A 17696-nucleotide genomic window follows, 5' to 3' on the forward strand; every position below is an offset into this window, starting at 1 on the left:
CTAATCTATCTCAAAACTCTCTCTAATTTGTACCGGTTAGCTTTGTAACAAAAGTTTTAGCCGTGAAGTATTTATATCTATTATTATTATTAACTGTATGTGTAAATCAGACACAAAGTCAAACATATGATTTACAAAAACTCGAAGAACAGTTTTTACGAGAAAACTTTAGTATTCTAGCACAACGCTTTGATATTCAAAAGTTAGAAGCTGCAATTATACAAGAGAAACTGTGGAGTAATCCTTCCTTTAGCATATCCGAGGTGAATTTATGGGCAAATTCGACTGCAGAAACTATGTCTCCCTTAATTGGTAAATATGGTAAAAATCAGCAGTTCGCAGTCGAATTGGAGCAGCTTATTGAAACTGCTGGTAAGCGTAAAAAACGAGTTGCGATTCGTAAGTTGGAAAAAGAAACTGCTGCTTTAGAGTTTGAAGAGTTACTTCTTGAGTTGAAAAAGGAATTGCGTCAGCATTTTTATGCTGTACAATTGTATAACACAAGTTTAGAACAGTTAAAAGATGCTATTACTCTTTTTGAACAACTAAAACTACAATATGGAAGACAAAGTGATAAGCTCAATGTATCTAAAGCAGACTATTATAGAATTCAAGTAGAATTGATATCTCTTTACAAAGAACAATTGGATATTGATACTGAATTGGAAGAGTCACTTACCACTTTACGCGTTTTAACACAAATGCCCACACTAACTGTTGCTGATTTAGTTTTTGCAGATAAGCACGCGGATCTATTTGCTCAATTACCTGCCGATGTATATGCTTTAGCTAAAGAATCTAATATTAACTTACTTCTTTTGAAGAATGAAGGGGTGATAGCTCATCAACAATTGAATTTAGAAAAAGCAGAGCGTAAACCTGATGTTACGGCACAGGTTTTATATGATAGGGGAAGTGGTACTATGCAAAATTTTGTGGGGCTAGGTTTACAGATAGATCTTCCCATTTTCAATCGTAATAAGGGTAATATTAAAATAGCTCAATATCAAATAGAGCAACATAAGTTAGCCAATATGAGTGCTACTTCTCAAGTAGAAATGGAGTTATCTCGTTTGCTCAAACAATTGAAAAACTATGAAACATCTTTACACAATTGGCAAGAGCTTGAAACCGTAGATCAGAAGCAGTTACTGGAGAGCTATAAAAAGCACTTGTATAATAAGCAGCTTACACTAATTGAATTCATAGATTATATAGAGGCCTATCGTGAAGCTTATCAAGCGCAGCAAGAGTTGTGGCGAAATTATTTTAGTACCTATGAAGATTTACAGCAGTTAGTAGGAAGAGATTTTAACTAAAAAAGTTTAAAATTCCGTTTACAATTAAATATAAATACGTATGCGTATTCCATATAGTAGTTTAAAAATAGATTTTTTACAGATGAACATAAAAACATTTTATCTAGGTATTGCCGTGAGCATCTCCTTGTTACAGGCTTGTCAAACCGTAGGTAATGAATCTGCAGAAGGGCACCAAGAAAAAGTTTCTTTTTGTTTGAATGACAAGCTTAAAGAAACTACAAAAATAGAAGTCGTGAAAGAGTTGCCGGTTGAAGAGCAGCTTACACTTCCCGGTAAGATAGAATATAATGAGAATGATTTAGTCGCTTTTAGAAGTTTGTTGGGTGGCTTGGTAGAAAAGGTGAATTTTGAATTGGGAGATTATGTACAAGAAAATCAGGTGTTGGCAACAGTACGTTCAACACAAATCCAGGAGCTGCAACAACAGCAGAAATTCCAAAAAAATCAAATCGATTTATTAAAGCAACAGGTAGCTTCAAAAAAAGAGTTAGCAGCTGATGGTTTATTGGCTATTCCTGAGTTACTAGAGGCAGAGCATAATTTAGAAAGTGCTATTATAGAGTTGGATAAGATTGAACAAGGGCTACAGCTTTATAAATCTGTAGGGTCTGGTATGTTTCAAATATCAGCACCTAAAAATGGTTATATCATACAGAAGTCTATTAGTAAAGGACAGAGTTTGACTGAAGATAGTGATCCTTTATTTTCTATTTCTAACCTGAAGCAAGTTTGGGTTATGGTAAATATTTATGCTAGCAACCTGCGTTATGTTCATGTTGGCGACGAAGTGAAGGTCCGTACTATTGCTTATCCTGATCAGCTTTACAATGGCAAGATTGATAAAATTTATAATGTTTTTGATGATGACGAACATGTTATTAAAGCACGTGTCGTTTTGGATAACCAGAATTTAATGTTGATGCCAGGTCTAAGTGCGGATATTTTAATTAATCGTCGTAGTGATCTAGGTATTGCACGAGCAATCCCTAAGCAGTCTCGTATATATTATAACAATAAAGAATATGTAGTCGTATATAAATCTGATTGTGAATTAGAAGCTCGAGAGGTTACAATTTTGGCTAGTAATGAGGAACATTATTTTGTGCAAGAGCAGTTTGTGAAAGATGAGCGTTTATTGTCTTCAAATGTGTTGCTTGTTTTTGAGCAACTTATGAATTAATAGATCAAAATGGATCGTCTTTAAAATTTAAAGATATAGAGAGCAATAGTAAGAAAAAGATAAATAATTTATGAACAAATTTGTACAAAATATTGTTACGTTTTCTTTACGTAATGCAGCGTTTGTAATGTTTTCAGTTATGGTGTTGTTCTTTGCTGGTCTTTATGCATTGAGTCATACAGCCATCGAAGCATTTCCTGACGTAACGAATACGCGTGCCCGTATTATTACACAATGGCCGGGGCGTAGTGCTGAAGAAATTGAAAAACTAGTTACCCTTCCCATCTCTAAGGAGATGAATAGTATACCTCATAAAACGGATGTTCGCTCTATTTCTTTGTTTGGTTTATCTGTGGTTACTGTTCAATTTGAAGATGGAGTTGATGATTTTTACGCTCAGCAATATGCTTCTAATAAGTTGGCTGGCGTTGACCTGCCTAGTGGTGCTGATGCAGAGATTGAGCCACCGTCGGGAGCAACAGGTGAAATATTTAGGTATGTACTCGAGGGCGATATGTCTATTAAAGAACAAACAGCTATTCAAGACTGGGTAATAGAGCGGGAATTATTGGCTGTAGCAGGAGTTGCTGATATCGTTAGTTTTGGTGGTGAAGAGAAAATATATGAGATTCGGATACATCCAGCTGAATTGAAGAATTATGATTTATCACCATTAGATGTCTATGAAGCTGTTTCTAAATCGAATGTCAACGTAGGTGGGGATGTTATTGAGCAGGGAGAACAGGCTTATGTAGTGCGTGGTGTGGGGTTATTAGACAAATTGGAAGATATTGAAAATATCACAGTAAGCCTAAATGGTACGACTCCGGTATTAATAAAGAATGTAGCAGATGTCGTTGTGTCTGCTAAGCCACGGTTGGGGCAAGTTGGGTATAATGAGAATGACGATTTGGTGCAGGGTATTGTTGTAATGCTGAGAGGAGAAAATCCATCACAGGTTATTAAGAGCTTAAAAAAGAAAATTGATGAGTTGAATGAAGATATTTTACCTTCAAATATACATATCAAACCAATTATAGATCGTACGACTTTAGTTAATACTACAGTTAAAACAGTGGCTAAAAATATGATAGAAGGTGTGCTCTTAGTCTCATTAATCGTTTTTATATTTTTATATAACTGGAAATCAACATTTATCGTAGCTACTGTTATTCCATTATCTTTTCTTTTTGCCATTATTATGCTTAAGATACAGGGGCTGCCTGCGAATCTTATCTCTATGGGATCTCTGGATTTTGGCTTGTTGCTTGAGGGGACATTGGTTATCGTTGAAACTGTATTTGTTGGTCTGGCGGGCTTATCTCATCGGGTTGGACCAGAACGTTTTGCAAAGATGAGTAAACTCGGGCTTATAAAGAAAAGTGCAGGTAGCGTAGCTTCTTATATTTTTTTCGCACTTGTTATTTTGATTGTTGCTTTACTTCCTATTTTCTCTTTTCAAAAAGTAGAAGGTAAAATGTTTACACCTTTAGCATTTACGTTAGGTTATGCACTTTTAGGATCATTGATTTTGAGTCTTACCTATGTGCCGGCAATGTGTCGTTTGTTATTTACTAAGGCAGTAGATGAGAAAGAAAACTTTATTACCCGATTCTTTAATAAAACTATTTATGGTTTACATGCTCTTGCTTTTAAATACAAGACCTTAACTCTTGCTTTTTTTGTTGGGCTATTAACCTTGTGTGTTTTTAAATTTATGCATTATGGATCTGAGTTTTTACCCAAGCTTAACGAGGGAGCTATATATATACGAGCAACATTGCCTAATAGTGTGAGTTTAAAAGAATCCTTACGCTTGACGCATGAGATGAAGTCTAAAATGAATGAGACTGAGGAGGTCGAATTTATCCTTACCCAAACAGGTAGACCAAATGATGGAACCGATCCAACAGGCTTTTTTAACATAGAGTTTAATGTACAACTGAAAGATGAAAAAGATTGGCGCCCAAAATTAAGTAAGCAGGATATTATACAGGAAATTCGTGAACAACTTGATCATTATCCTGGCGTTAGCTTTGGATTTAGTCAGCCTATTCAGGATAATGTGGAGGAGTATGTAGCGGGGGTGAAAAGTGCTTTGGTGATTAAAATATTCGGGAATGATTTATATGCTTTGGAGGAACATGCTGACCATGTGGCCGCAGCTATTACTAAGGTTGAGGGAATTACAGATATAAATGTTTATAAAAATATAGGACTACCCGAATTGCGTATACAATTACATGATTCGAAGATGGCAAAGTATGGCATATTTACAGCAGATGTTCAGGCAGTAATTGCGATGACGATCGGTGGTGAAGCTGCAACGAAATTTTATGAAGATGATAGGCAATTTGATGTAGTATTACGTTTCCAAGAGTCATATAGAGACTCCCCAGAAAAGATCAAAAATATTCTTATTCCTACTATAAACGGGCAGAGTGTCCCTTTACAGGAAATTGCTACGGTAAGTTATGAAACTGGCCCTGCCTTTATTTACAGAGAAGGAAATAGTCGTTACATAGCTGTAGGTTTTAGTATTGAAGGACGTGATTTGGGTAGTACTATTGATGAAGCTAAACACGTGGTAGCGCAAGATGTGAAATTGCCACATAGTTATAAAATGGAATGGGCTGGTGAATTTGAAAGCAAAGAAAGGGCAGCTAAACAATTAGCTTTGGTAGTACCTGTTTGTTTAGTATTGATATTACTGCTTTTATATTTTAATTTCGGCAATGTTCGAGATACATTGGCTGCTTCATTGACCTTACCTTTTGCATTTATTGGAGGCTTTTTATCCTTGTGGTTCACGGGGACTATTTTTGGAATATCAGCGGGGATAGGTTTTATCATTTTATTCGGTGTAGCTACAATTGATGGGATTGTTCTGATTGGTGTTATGCGTGATAATATTCGCAAAGGAAAACCTTTATTAAAAGCTATTGAAAAGGGAGTAAGGAGTAGAATTCGGCCTGTTGTTATGATTGCATTGATGGGATCAATGGGGCTACTACCTGCTGCGATTTCAACGGGTATGGGGGCGGAAATCCAAAAACCATTAGCTATTATGATAGTAGGAGGTTTGATTACTTGTTTGCTACTTTCTTTTACTATTATTCCTATTGTTTTTTATTGGATTAACAAACGCGAAGAGGATAAAACTTTAAAATTGGGCTAAGTTTATATTTTTCAAAAATTACTTGATAATTGCGTAACTTAGCGAGATGAAAGAAAAAGGGAGAAAAGCGGCATTAAAGCACGAAGAAGTAAGAAAAGTAGATCAGTATTTTGTTATGCTTGATAAACAGTTTTCTACTAATAATGGTGTTATTTATGCTGTTTTTCTCTTTTTATTTTTTTTTGGAGTACAAGGATTGATATGGATGATTCCTTTTCCACAATTTGATTTTCTTGTAAGGATGAATATGCATACCTTTCTTAACTGGGGTTCTTTCTATATTGCTATCATGATTTATTTATACCTTAAGCTTGCTCCTACTTTATCATATGCTATGCTTTTTACAGTAGGTGTTATGAGTTATTTAATTGTGCAACTTGAGTATTATGAACGTGCTGGAGGAGTTGCTGTTTGGATAATTACTGGGGTGTTAACTATTATCGGTTTAGTTGGTTTGCTTTTGTCAGTGCGGAGAGAACAAATGAAGCCTACTTCAAAGAGTGTTTGGCAATTGATTACTATAGGGCCAATATGGCTTTGGTCCAAAGTATTTCGTGTGTTTAATATAAAGTATTAACATAATGTGTCTAAAAAAATAGGTTAGCACTCTAGCTTATTTTCACCTTATAGAGCAGGAAATATAAAAGGCTTTTTTTTATACTTTTCTGATTCTCCTCTAGGGATGGATAAGGGGTTCCAGTTTTCTTTTAGTAGTGATTTACTATAGAAAACAATTTGTCCAATATGATAGGAGCAATGTGCAAGCTGACTGTTAATAGCTTCCAATACAGTATGAGCTTCTTTTCTTATATACACTGTCTTTCTCCAATCTGTAGTTTTTAATTGTTTGAGTCCTGTCAAAAGAATTTCCCAAGCTTTCTCCCAAATTTGTATGAGTTCTTCTTTAGATTGTATATTATCTTCAAATTCTTGATCTCGATTCCTACTCTCTTTCTCCCCATCCGTAGTTAAGAAATCAGTCCAACGAGAAGTAATATTTCCAGCTAAATGTTGAATTATATGAGCGATATTGTTGCTATATAGATTGGATTTTATAAAAAAATGTGAGTCTTCAAGTTATGAAAATACGTGATCTGGCAGCATTTTATAGTGAGAAAATTGCTGGACTAGGCTTTCTTTATAGTTTAGAACAAAATCTTTATATTCTTTTGCCTGCATTTATATTGATATTTAGATTATTAAAAATATAAAAATAAAACTTTTTATTATATATAATGTTTTCACTAAAGAAGTTTTGTGTCAACATATTTTGGCTTTATTGGTGGTTAATTACATGTGTTCTGGCAAAATGTGTTTAATCGATGCTATTTTTTGTAAAATATATATTAGATAGTATGGTTAACTTTATAGTAAATTTAAAATATCACAATTATGTTAAAGGGATTTTTTAATGTGCCTGTACCGAGCAACGAGCCAGTGTATTCGTATGCAGCAGGAACTAAAGAGAGAGAGTTGTTACAAGCAGCTATAAAGGAAGCTAGAGGAAAAGAAGCTGATATTCCTATGTATATAGGTGGCCAAGAAGTGCGTACAGATAATAAAGGGAAAATGTCCCCACCGCATGATCATCAGCATACTTTAGGTTATTACCATAAAGGTGAAAAAACACACGTAACTGCGGCTATTGATGCGGCATTAGCGGCAAAACCAAAGTGGGAAGCTTTAGCTTGGGAACAGCGCGCAGCTATATTTTTAAAAGCTGCTGAGTTAGCTTCTACAAAATATCGTTATAAATTAAATGCGGCTACTATGTTAGCGCAGTCTAAGAATCCATATCAAGCTGAAATTGATTCGGCCTGTGAATTTACAGACTTCTTACGTTTTAACGTGGCGTACATGACTGAAATTTATAGACAGCAGCCTCCCGCAAATAGTAAAGGTGTATGGAACCGTGTTGAGCAAAGGCCGTTAGAAGGTTTTGTATTTGCTTTGACTCCTTTTAACTTTACGGCAATTGCTGGTAATTTACCTTCTTGTGTTGCTATGATGGGTAATGTTGTGGTATGGAAACCTTCCAATGCACAGATATACTCAGCTCATGTGTTAATGGAAATTTTTCAGGAAGCAGGGTTACCTGATGGTGTAATTAACTTAATTTATGTGTCCGGGCCGGATGCAGGTGATGTGATTTTTAAACACCCTGAATTCTCAGGTATTCACTTTACTGGGTCGACAGGTGTGTTCCAAGATATATGGAAAACAATAGGTGAACAGATTCATAACTATAAAACTTACCCGCGTATTGTAGGTGAAACTGGCGGTAAAGATTTTATTTTGGCACACCCATCCGCAGACCTAGATGTGTTGAATACTGCTTTAGTAAGAGGAGCTTTTGAATACCAAGGTCAGAAATGTTCTGCAGCTTCACGTGCTTATGTTCCTAAGTCATTATGGAATGCACTAAAAGCTAAGATGGAGAAGGATATCAGTTCTTTTAAAATAGGTGGTACAGAGGATTTTAGTAATTTTATTAATGCGGTTATTGATGAGAAATCATTTGATAAAATAACAAGTTATATAGAGAGAGCTAAAGAGTCAGCAGATGCAGAAGTCGTAATTGGCGGAGATTATGATAAAACTAAAGGATATTTCATACATCCAACCGTTATTGTTGCGAAAAAGCATGATTATGAGACCATGTCTGAAGAGCTTTTTGGACCTGTATTGACTATTTATGTGTACGAAGATGAGAAGTGGGAAGAAACATTGAAAATGGTGGATACAACATCAATTTATGCCTTAACAGGATCTATTATTTCGCAATGTCGTTATGCTATTGATGAAGCTACACATGCTTTACGTAATGCAGCTGGTAATTTCTATATCAATGATAAGTGTACTGGAGCAGTAGTTGGTCAACAGCCTTTTGGAGGAGCGAGAGGTTCAGGTACTAATGATAAAGCCGGTTCAATGATTAACTTATTACGTTGGGTTTCACCACGTACAATAAAAGAGACTTTTAATCCAGACACAGATTATAGATATCCCTTTTTAGGTTAATTTATGCATGATTGAATTATTTATTCAGTATTAATAAGTATCTTCCAGTCTCGCTTTATGCGGGACTGGATTCTTTTAAAAGAGTTTTCTCAGTTGAAAAATGAAAATCCAAGAAACGCGCAAACCTATTGAATTTACTGTACCTACTTATGGTGAAGATGCTTTTTATGTTATGGAAGATATTGGCGAGTTTTACGGATACTATCATAGACACCGTGAGTTTCAGATAAGCTATATTGTAAAGGGAAGCGGTTCTCTTATGATTGGGAATTTGTTACGTACGGGAGATGAAGGAGACGTTTTTTTGATTAAGCCGAACGATCCACATCTTTTTTATAAAGAGAATAGTGTAATTGCTGCTACAAATGTACATATTGTCCATCTTTTCTTTTCACTTGATAAGCTAGAAACATTTTTTAATATGGCAGAGTTGTCAGCCATCAAAAATTTGTTTTATCATTTAGAGTCTAGCAAAATGTTGTCAGGCTCATTAGGACTGAATTTAAGAGATCTTTTCAGAAACTTGAAACATGAAAAAGGGTCTAAAAAACTAATGCGTGTATTGGAGGTTTTCTCTTTGATTTTACAGCGTGAGAAAGATCTGATATCGCTTTATTCGGGTTTAACACAATTGGATTTTCATGAGTCGGATGGAATTCGTATTAATACAGTAATAAAATATGCACTTGACAATTATAAACGTAATTTAACTGTTGATGAGGTTTCTTCTTTAATTCATATGACTTCTACAGCTTTCTGCAAGTTTTTTAAAAAGCATACACAAAAGACTTTTGTCACTTTTTTAAACGAGGTACGGGTGGAGAAAGCATGTCAGTTGCTCGTTAATAAAAGAGTAGAAAGTATTTCGGAAGCTGCTTACCAATGCGGTTTTAATACTGCGGTACATTTTAACCGGGTATTTAAAAATATCATGAAAGTTTCTCCCACAGAATTTGTAGCGCAACGATCGATAGAAGAAAAATCAATATGAAGTCCCGGATTTAAAATAAAAGCACTTTTGGCAGTTTGAATCCTGCAAAAGCGCTCTTTTATATTATTTTTCGTTTCCTGTTCTTTTTAAAATCATTATGGCCTCGTATCTATTTGTATCATAGTGTGGTGCCTCAAGGGATAGTTCTTTGGGAAAACCTTTCTTTTTATCAAAGAAATATATTTTGGTGATGCTACCATAATCGTTTGTTGGAAAAAGATCGGCACAGGCTTCATAGTTTGCATTTTGAATATCTCCCACTGATACGGCATAAATACGTATTATGCCTCCCTTATTTTGTTCATTTCGAACGAAAGCGGTTTCCTTAAAGTCTCCTGGTAAGTCTTTTATGGAAGGTTGGTTGAAAGCCTCCCATATGCCATATAAAAGAATGACACTTAGACCAGCTGCGATCCACCACAGTTTTTTACTTTTTTTCATTAAGTTGTTATCGTAATACCTAGTAATTTATAGAATTCTTTTAAAATCGCTTGATGTCCGGGCCAAGCAGGTGATGTCACTAGGTTGCCATCAACAATAGCTTGGTCAGCTGGTATGTTTTTCCAAGTACCCCCAGCTAATTCGATATCAGGGCCAACTGCTACGTAAGCTGTAAGTGTTCTGTCCTTTAAGACCTGCGCTGTAGTTAATACCTGTATTCCGTGACATATGGCAGCAACAGGCTTATTCTTTTCAAAGAAGTGTTGTGTAAATTCGATGACTTTCTTATTTAGTCGAATGTATTCGGCTGATCTACCACCTGCTATATATAAGCCATCATACTCACTGGGATCTACGCTCTCAAAATCTTTGTTGATAGCGAAATTATGACCACGTAATTCTATATAGGTTTGATCGCCCGTGAAATCATGAACAGCTGTTGGTACAACGTCTCCTTTTTTACGGTCCGGAGCAATTGCATCTACTTTTATACCAATAGATCCCATGGCTTGAAAAGGTACCATAGCTTCATAGTCTTCAACGTAATCGCCTACGATTAATAATACTTTTTTTTCCATAATATTTATTTTTAAATATGTTTACTCGTTATTATCTTTTATTTGCCAAGTTTAGCTTGCAAAAGACGTTTCGTTTTGCGAACTTTTGCTTCTAATTGACTCCTGTGCTGTATACTAATAACACCTTTTCCCTCTTCAAAGTTTTCGCGAAAGCTCGGTAAACTGAATGTTTCTAAGATTTCGCCACCGTCAAAAGGTATTCGTGCTGTAGCAATGTCTAATACAGTTTGTGCACCTCTTCTTCCATCGCTTGTTGCCAATAAAAAAATAGGCTTATTATTAAAGATCTTTCGGCCTTTTATACGAGATAGCCAATCCACTATGTTTTTATAGGCAACGGTATAGTTTCCATTGTTTTCAGCTAAGGAAATCAATAGGAAATCTGCATTGTCCATTTTTTTTGAAAAAGCTATAATTAGTTCGGGAATGCCGTTGTCTCTTTCACGGTCAACTGAAAATATAGGTACTTCATAGTCGTTAAGATCAAGAACTTCAATGATGTCATCGGGTTCTTTATAATATTTTGCAACGCTACTTATCAAACGTTTATTTATCGAAGTGGAGCTATTGCTGCCGGCGAAAGCTAGTATTTTCATGCTCTAATTTACGGAAAATCTATATCTTAGCTAAACAAATATCAAATTATGACCTATAAAAAATTAGTATTAAGTTTTTTTGGACTGCTGTTAGCTGTTTTTTCTTTTGCTCAAGCAAATTATACGTGGTATGATCCTTTACAGAATAATGCACTTTTAGGGCGTGTAAATAGTGATGAGCTAGTTGCCTATAATCGTCTGCCTAGTCAGCTAGAGAAAATGGTGCGGAAACCTGTTTGGTCTTTGGGAACAAATAGTGCAGGTTTATCCATACGTTTTACCACCGATAGCGAAGATATAAAGGTTCGGTATACAGTGAAAGGAGCGCATAGCATGCCTCATATGCCTGCAACAGGTGTGAGTGGGTTGGATCTGTATGCTTTTAATAAAAACACAAAAACCTGGAACTGGGCTATTGGAAATTATAGTTTTTCGGATACGATAACTTATTCTTTTGTAGGAATAGGCAGTAGCAACGAGCGTATTTATGAGTTATATCTACCATTATACAACACGATAGAGTGGATGGAAATTGGTGTTCCTGTTAATAATACATTAACATTTATGAAGGATGAGCAACGGCCGATTGTAATTTATGGGACATCTATTGCTCAAGGGGCTTGTGCTACACGGCCAGGTTTAGGCTGGACAAATATATTGCAACGCTATTTAAGAAGACCAGTTGTGAATTTAGCTTTTTCGGGAAATGGGAAATTAGAACAGCCAATTTTAGAGTTAATGGCGCAACAGGATGCAGCAGTTTTTGTCTTGGATTGTTTGCCTAATTTAGTCTTAGGTGCAGAAAGGAATGAGAAAGAACTTGATTCTTTAATTATGAATGCAGTTCAATTTTTGAGAAATAAAAGACCTGAAACACCTATCATATTGACAGAAACCAGTGCTGGTTTTAATCCGAACATATTAAATAACGATTTTAGTAAACAGCGTGAATTGACGACTGCAGTGGCTAGGAAAGTCTTTAAAAGACTAGAAGATCAGGGAATGAAAAATATTTATCGGTTAAGCAATGCTGATATTGGATTAGATATCGAATCTACTGTTGATTTTTCTCATCCAAATGACGTTGGTATGATGAAAATAGCTAATGCTTATCGAGCACTACTTAATAATTTCCTTTTTAAAAGGCTATAACTCTCTATTTATAAAAACATAGCACTCTTCAAGCTTTATATTTGTTTAAAACGATAACGCTGATGAGTGCTATGTTGTATGTCTGTTATTTTAAAAATAATAGCTCACGTAGTTTCGGTAATGGCCATTTGGCATCATCAATTACTTTTTCCAGCTTATTGACGTGGTATCGGATGAGGTCAAAGTACGGTTTAACTATTTCGTCGTAAGCAATAGCACGCGAACGCATGTCCTCTATATTATTAGCTGTTTTTCTTGCTTGACGCATTTCTTCTGCTTTTTGCAATATAATATTGGTGTGATTGGATATACGTTCAATTAAGTTTAATTGTGAACTATACGCTTCTTTTGATAAGCCTAAGCCCTTTAAGCCCTGTACATTTGTAATTAAGTCATTTTGATAAACGAAGCATGCCGGAGCAATTTGGTTTGTCACTACTTCTCCTATAACGCGTGCTTCAATTTGTATCTTTTTAAAGAAATTTTCCAGTAGAATTTCATGACGTGCTTCAGACTCTCGGCGGTTATAGATACCCATGTTTTCAAGTAGGGTGATAGTCTCTTCTTTTATATATACGTCTAAAGCTTTGGGTGTAGATTGTATATTAGATAGACCGCGTTCCGCTGCTTCGATAGCCCATTCTTCACTGTAACCGTTACCTTCAAAACGAATCGCTTTTGAGTCTTTAATATATTTACGGAGAATATTTAATATAGCTAGATCTTTTTTTACATCTTTTTTTATCTGTTTGTCCACTTCAATTTTAAACTCTCTAAGCTGTGCGGCTACGATTGCATTTAAAATTGTCATTGGCTGTGCCGAATTTGCAGAAGATCCTACTGCTCTAAATTCAAACTTATTACCTGTAAATGCAAAAGGTGATGTACGGTTGCGGTCGGTATTATCAAGTTTTAATTCTGGTATTTTAGGAATGCCATGCCATAAACTAGCTTCATTTTTAACCTTTTTTGCAACTCTGGCCGACTCTACTTCGTCTAATATTTCATCCAGTTGAGTCCCTAGAAAAATGGAAATAATAGCCGGAGGGGCTTCGTTAGCACCTAAGCGATGATCGTTGCTGTGGCTAGCAATGGAGGCACGTAAGAGATCTGCATGTTCATAAACGGCTTTAATAGTATTAATGAAAAATGTTAAGAACATTAAATTGTTCTTTGGTGTTTTTCCCGGGGATAATAGATTAACCCCTGTGTTTGTAACTAACGACCAGTTATTATGTTTGCCAGAACCGTTAACACCACTATATGGTTTCTCATGTAAAAGGACTTTAAAATTATGGCGTGATGCGACTTGTTCCATCAGATTCATAAGAAGCTGGTTGTGATCGATAGCTAAATTTATCTCTTCAAACATTGGTGCACATTCAAATTGTGAAGGAGCAACTTCATTATGTCTGGTTTTTAAGGGGATGCCTAATTTTAAAGCTTCGTTTTCTAGATCTACCATATAAGCGAGAACACGCTCTGGTATGGAACCAAAGTAATGATCTTCTAATTGCTGTCCTTTAGCAGACATATGACCAAATAGTGTTCGCCCGGTTAATTGTAAATCAGGTCGAGCATTATATAATGAGATATCTACTAAAAAATATTCCTGTTCAATACCTAGAGAGGTGTTGACCTTAGTGACTGACCGATCAAAGTATTGGACAACTTCTGTAGCAGCTTTATCTATTGCTGCATTGGCTTTTAGAAGAGGTGCTTTATAGTCAAGAGACTCCCCTGTGTATGAAACAAAAACAGTAGGTATACATAATGTTTTACCCGCAAATGTTTCAAATATAAAGGCTGGCGAGGAAGGATCCCAAGCTGTGTAGCCACGAGCCTCAAAAGTATTACGGATACCACCGCTCGGAAATGATGAAGCATCTGGTTCTTGTTGTACTAAAGAGTCGCTTGAAAACTTTTCAATAGCTTCTCCATTTTCATCGGGTTCAAAAAAAGCATCATGTTTCTCTGCCGTTGTTCCGGTAAGAGGTTGAAACCAATGGGTGTAATGTGATGCTCCATTGGAGATAGCCCAAGTTTTCATAGCTTGTGCCACATGATCAGCTACTTCTCTTGAAATTTGATGGCCTCCTTCTATAAGCTGTACTAACTCTTTTTGCGTGTTTTTTGAAAGATAGTCTTTCATTTTCGCAATTGTAAATACATTTTTACCGTAAATAGTGGTTGGCTTTGAAGATTCGATCTTTTTGATGTCTTGCAGGGACCGTGAAGTGGCGGACTCTGTAGCTTTAAATCTAAGGTTTCCCATTTTGTTGATTTATTTTGCTTCTTTTTTGGTTTTATGGTGTAAAATTACATTATATTTTTAAAAATGTGTTGTTTTTTTTCTAAAAAATAACTTCACTTAGTCTTTTGGTTACAAAAAAGGCCTTCATGAAAAAATGAAAGCCTTTTTTGTAGTTGAAATCAATGTTTATTGTTCAAAACCCCAGTCTATTCCTTTTTCTATAGCAGGTATTCCGGTTTTTATCCATTTTGGTGCGGGTTTTTCCTTTAAAAAGTGGTCAAAAAACTGAGATTGCCTTATTTGTATGTCTTTTCTGTTTTGTCTTTTTATTAAATTGTGTTCGTCATTATTGTAATTTAAAAGCCAAACAGGTTTTTGCAAACGTCTTAATGCTGTAAACATTTCTATGCCTTGATACCAAGGTACGGCACCATCATTATCATTGTGCATAATGGCAACCGGTGTGCTGACACGATCTAAGTAGAATAAAGGAGAATTTTCTATATAAAGATCGTGAGCCTCCCATAAGTTTTGTCCTATTCTAGATTGTGTACGTTCATATTGAAATTGTCTATTCATACCTGTCGCCCAACGTATGCCCCCGTAAGCAGAGGTCATGTTCACAACTGGAGCGCCTGCCCAAGCGGCAGCATACATATCTGTTCGGGTAATAAGGTGGGCTACTTGATAACCGCCCCAGCTTTGCCCCTGTATCGCCATTTTACTTCCATCTACCCAAGGGAGTTTTGAGAGTTCATTCATGCCTGAGTTGACATATTCTTCAGCTGCTTTACCAGGGTGGCCGATTTCGTAGCGAATGTCTGGAGCAAAAACTAAATATTCGTTACTAACGTAATAAGGAATGTTCAATCGTGAGGGAGTAGGGGCTGGCGGATGGTAAGTATATAATCCGTCGGATAATCTTTCGTAAAAATAAGCAATAATAGGGTACTGTTTATTGGGGTCAAAATTTTCCGGTTTGTATAAAATGCCTTCTGCTTGATGCCCACCTGGAGTGGTCCATCTTACGAGCTCGGCTGTTCCCCAATTATATTCAGCTTGTTTTTGATTAATAGCTGTTAGCGGTTCATCCGATTTAAAATTGCTACTCATAAATAAATTTGGTGCAGACTGATAATTCTCTTTTGTATAGAGGAATAATTTGTGATCTTTTGATGTCCGAACTGTTTTATATGTATGTTGTGACATTAAAATTTCTGATGGACGTTGCTGTCTATTAGAGTTTATGCGGTAAAAACCATTTTGTTTTGTGGTTTCATCAAATGCTGTTAAGTATATCTGTTTTTTGTCCGGGATGATTATTGATCTGTATCGTGGATTGTCTCTTGGTTCGAGATGTAAATAACGGTACACTATTTTACGTGCCCGTCCATCTCCATTTGTTGCGATACGTTTTTGTTTGCCTGAAAAGTCGAAATACCAAATGTCGTATCGATCATAAATAAATACACCTTTACCATCTGCAGACCACCCTGCGATACCGTATGGCGACGGGTTCATCGGCATATCGTTTTCTTCATTCGAGAAGCTCACAGGAACCCCATCGTTTAATTGCGTGGTTGTGTTCTTTTGGATATCGTAACTGAATAAATTAGATGTTTTTGAATCAAAATAAAGAACAAAATTACCACGGGGGTCTAAATAACTTGCGCCTAAAAGATCTTTTACAACAAGTTTTTTGTTACCAGTGGAAGTTGAAACAAGATATACGTCGGATTGCGTATTGCCCTCCCATTGCGCACTTATCCTTCTATTGATATCTGTTGTTGCAAGCATCCATTCGTTATCCCTTTCGTCTGTAAAAGTGGTATGGTTAAAACTGTCATCAACAAGCGAGATCAATCTGTTATTTTCTTTTGGATAGATAACTGCAACAAAATTTTTGCTCTGGTCTCTTTTAAGATTTACCAATTGTTGTGATTGTAGATAGTCATCTTGCCAATGCCATATGTCAACGTTAGCATGTTCAAAATCAACCAGTGTTGTGTCTTTAACTTTAGGAATAGGGGCAAGTCCTAAAAATATTTTATTTCCGGTTGCACTAAATACTAGGGAGCCGTCTCCACTAACTTGCCAGTTCTGTGGCACGCCTTGGCTATTTTGATCTGTAATTACATGTGCACTATCTAATGCATTCGTGTAATAATAGAGCTTGAAATTTTTATTTAATGATTTTTCAGGACTTTTATCTGCGAGAAAGATAAACTGTTGGCTTTGATCATCAAAGCGTAGTTCTTTATAATTGCCCGTACCTGTACTTATTTTTTTTAAATTTTTAGCTGCGATATCGTACATATATAGTCCAGCATCATTAAAAAGTGAGTCTTTTTCTTGTCCCTTTTTGGTAAAGGCTAAGTATTTTTCATCTTGACTAAATACATATTGGTCGGTGTGAGTAAATCTGCTTGTGTCTCCCGTTGATAGGTTTTTTAAGACAAGTACTGGAACTGTCGTCTCTTTTTTTGTATTTGTACTGTCTTGTGAAAGCTTTTGCTCTTGAAGGTAGGCGAGGAAATTATTATTGTTTTGCGCTGTTTTATAAGATTTTACTGACGCTATTTTTTCTTGTTCATTTTTCTTGACATTGAAAATAAGTAAAGAATCTTTAGGCATATTATCCGGCTTTTTCTTTTTTATTTTCGCCTCTCTTGTTTCTGCAAACGTAGGGCTTATTGTTGCTAACAGGTAATCTTCATCCTGTGTGAGTACTACATTTTTTGCTCGATCTGCAGTTAATAGTAATTGGTTTTTGCTGTTTTTTAATTCCAATTTACCATCACCCTCTTGGGGTTCTATTTGGTAATAAATGAATTGTCCACTTCTACTTATGGTGGCATTTTGAACACTTTCCCACGAATCATAAACTGTATGATCAATGGGCTTTTTTTGCGCTATTAAAGCATTGGTTAGCAGTAAGCTTAAACCAAGAGCTGTTATTTTGGTATGCATTGATATTATTAAT

12 protein-coding genes and 1 pseudogene are annotated in these 17696 nt (G+C 35.8%); 7 read left to right on the forward strand and 6 right to left on the reverse strand.

Translation table 11 applies throughout. The annotated features are described in order from the left end of the window. The first annotated feature begins 62 nt into the window (after positions 1 to 62). The 4 genes from ORI89_RS17620 to ORI89_RS17635 all read left to right on the forward strand — a co-directional run bounded on the left by ORI89_RS17620 (position 63) and on the right by ORI89_RS17635 (position 6257). Complete coding sequence (locus ORI89_RS17620) at positions 63 to 1319, forward strand: TolC family protein (RefSeq protein WP_268231836.1); 1257 nt, start codon at positions 63 to 65, stop codon at positions 1317 to 1319. Between the two features lie 40 nt (positions 1320 to 1359). Further along, positions 1360 to 2502 carry an efflux RND transporter periplasmic adaptor subunit gene (locus tag ORI89_RS17625; RefSeq protein ID WP_268231837.1) on the forward strand — a complete coding sequence of 381 codons (1143 nt, stop codon included), beginning with the start codon at positions 1360 to 1362 and terminating at the stop codon, positions 2500 to 2502. A gap of 70 nt (positions 2503 to 2572) precedes the next feature. Next, on the forward strand, positions 2573 to 5680 hold the full coding sequence (locus ORI89_RS17630) for an efflux RND transporter permease subunit (protein WP_268231838.1): 3108 nt from the start codon (positions 2573 to 2575) through the stop codon (positions 5678 to 5680). Between the two features lie 46 nt (positions 5681 to 5726). Continuing rightward, complete coding sequence (locus ORI89_RS17635; RefSeq protein WP_268231839.1) at positions 5727 to 6257, forward strand: hypothetical protein; 531 nt, start codon at positions 5727 to 5729, stop codon at positions 6255 to 6257. A gap of 47 nt (positions 6258 to 6304) precedes the next feature. On the opposite strand, the pseudogene ORI89_RS17640 reads toward ORI89_RS17635, so the two are convergent. Then, positions 6305 to 6742 (reverse strand): annotated as a pseudogene (locus tag ORI89_RS17640) (DUF1572 family protein); the annotation flags it as partial. Positions 6743 to 7072: 330 nt separating this feature from the next. Here ORI89_RS17640 and pruA point away from each other — a divergent pair. Both pruA and ORI89_RS17650 read left to right on the forward strand, forming a co-directional pair. Beyond that, entirely contained in the window at positions 7073 to 8701 is a 1629-nt protein-coding gene (pruA, locus tag ORI89_RS17645) for an L-glutamate gamma-semialdehyde dehydrogenase (RefSeq protein ID WP_268231840.1), read from the forward strand. Between the two features lie 100 nt (positions 8702 to 8801). Continuing rightward, positions 8802 to 9692 carry an AraC family transcriptional regulator gene (locus tag ORI89_RS17650; protein WP_268231841.1) on the forward strand — a complete coding sequence of 297 codons (891 nt, stop codon included), beginning with the start codon at positions 8802 to 8804 and terminating at the stop codon, positions 9690 to 9692. Between the two features lie 63 nt (positions 9693 to 9755). On the opposite strand, the gene ORI89_RS17655 is transcribed toward ORI89_RS17650, so the two are convergent. Genes ORI89_RS17655 through ORI89_RS17665 form a run of 3 tightly spaced genes read right to left on the reverse strand, consistent with a single transcriptional unit; the run spans position 9756 to position 11307 of the window. Further along, positions 9756 to 10133, reverse strand: a complete 378-nt coding sequence (locus ORI89_RS17655) for a hypothetical protein (RefSeq protein ID WP_268231842.1) — start codon at positions 10131 to 10133, stop codon at positions 9756 to 9758. Then, the gene (locus tag ORI89_RS17660) at positions 10133 to 10711 is read right to left on the reverse strand and encodes a DJ-1/PfpI family protein (RefSeq protein ID WP_268231843.1); all 579 of its coding nucleotides are present in this window, start codon (positions 10709 to 10711) and stop codon (positions 10133 to 10135) included. The genes ORI89_RS17655 and ORI89_RS17660 overlap by 1 nt, the downstream gene beginning before the upstream one ends. Before the next feature lie 38 nt (positions 10712 to 10749). Then, the gene (locus tag ORI89_RS17665; protein ID WP_268231844.1) at positions 10750 to 11307 is read right to left on the reverse strand and encodes an NADPH-dependent FMN reductase; all 558 of its coding nucleotides are present in this window, start codon (positions 11305 to 11307) and stop codon (positions 10750 to 10752) included. A 48-nt stretch (positions 11308 to 11355) separates the two neighbouring features. Between ORI89_RS17665 and ORI89_RS17670 the strand changes: the two genes are divergently transcribed. Then, the gene (locus ORI89_RS17670) at positions 11356 to 12459 is read left to right on the forward strand and encodes an SGNH/GDSL hydrolase family protein (protein WP_268231845.1); all 1104 of its coding nucleotides are present in this window, start codon (positions 11356 to 11358) and stop codon (positions 12457 to 12459) included. 85 nt (positions 12460 to 12544) lie between these two features. Here ORI89_RS17670 and ORI89_RS17675 read toward each other — a convergent pair whose 3' ends face one another. Next, complete coding sequence (locus ORI89_RS17675) at positions 12545 to 14734, reverse strand: glutamine synthetase III family protein (RefSeq protein ID WP_268231846.1); 2190 nt, start codon at positions 14732 to 14734, stop codon at positions 12545 to 12547. Positions 14735 to 14899: 165 nt separating this feature from the next. Continuing rightward, positions 14900 to 17683 carry a S9 family peptidase gene (locus tag ORI89_RS17680; RefSeq protein WP_268231847.1) on the reverse strand — a complete coding sequence of 928 codons (2784 nt, stop codon included), beginning with the start codon at positions 17681 to 17683 and terminating at the stop codon, positions 14900 to 14902. Positions 17684 to 17696 lie beyond the last annotated feature (13 nt).

Origin of the sequence: Sphingobacterium sp. UT-1RO-CII-1 (genome assembly GCF_026711005.1) — a bacterium.
GTDB lineage: Bacteria > Bacteroidota > Bacteroidia > Sphingobacteriales > Sphingobacteriaceae > Sphingobacterium.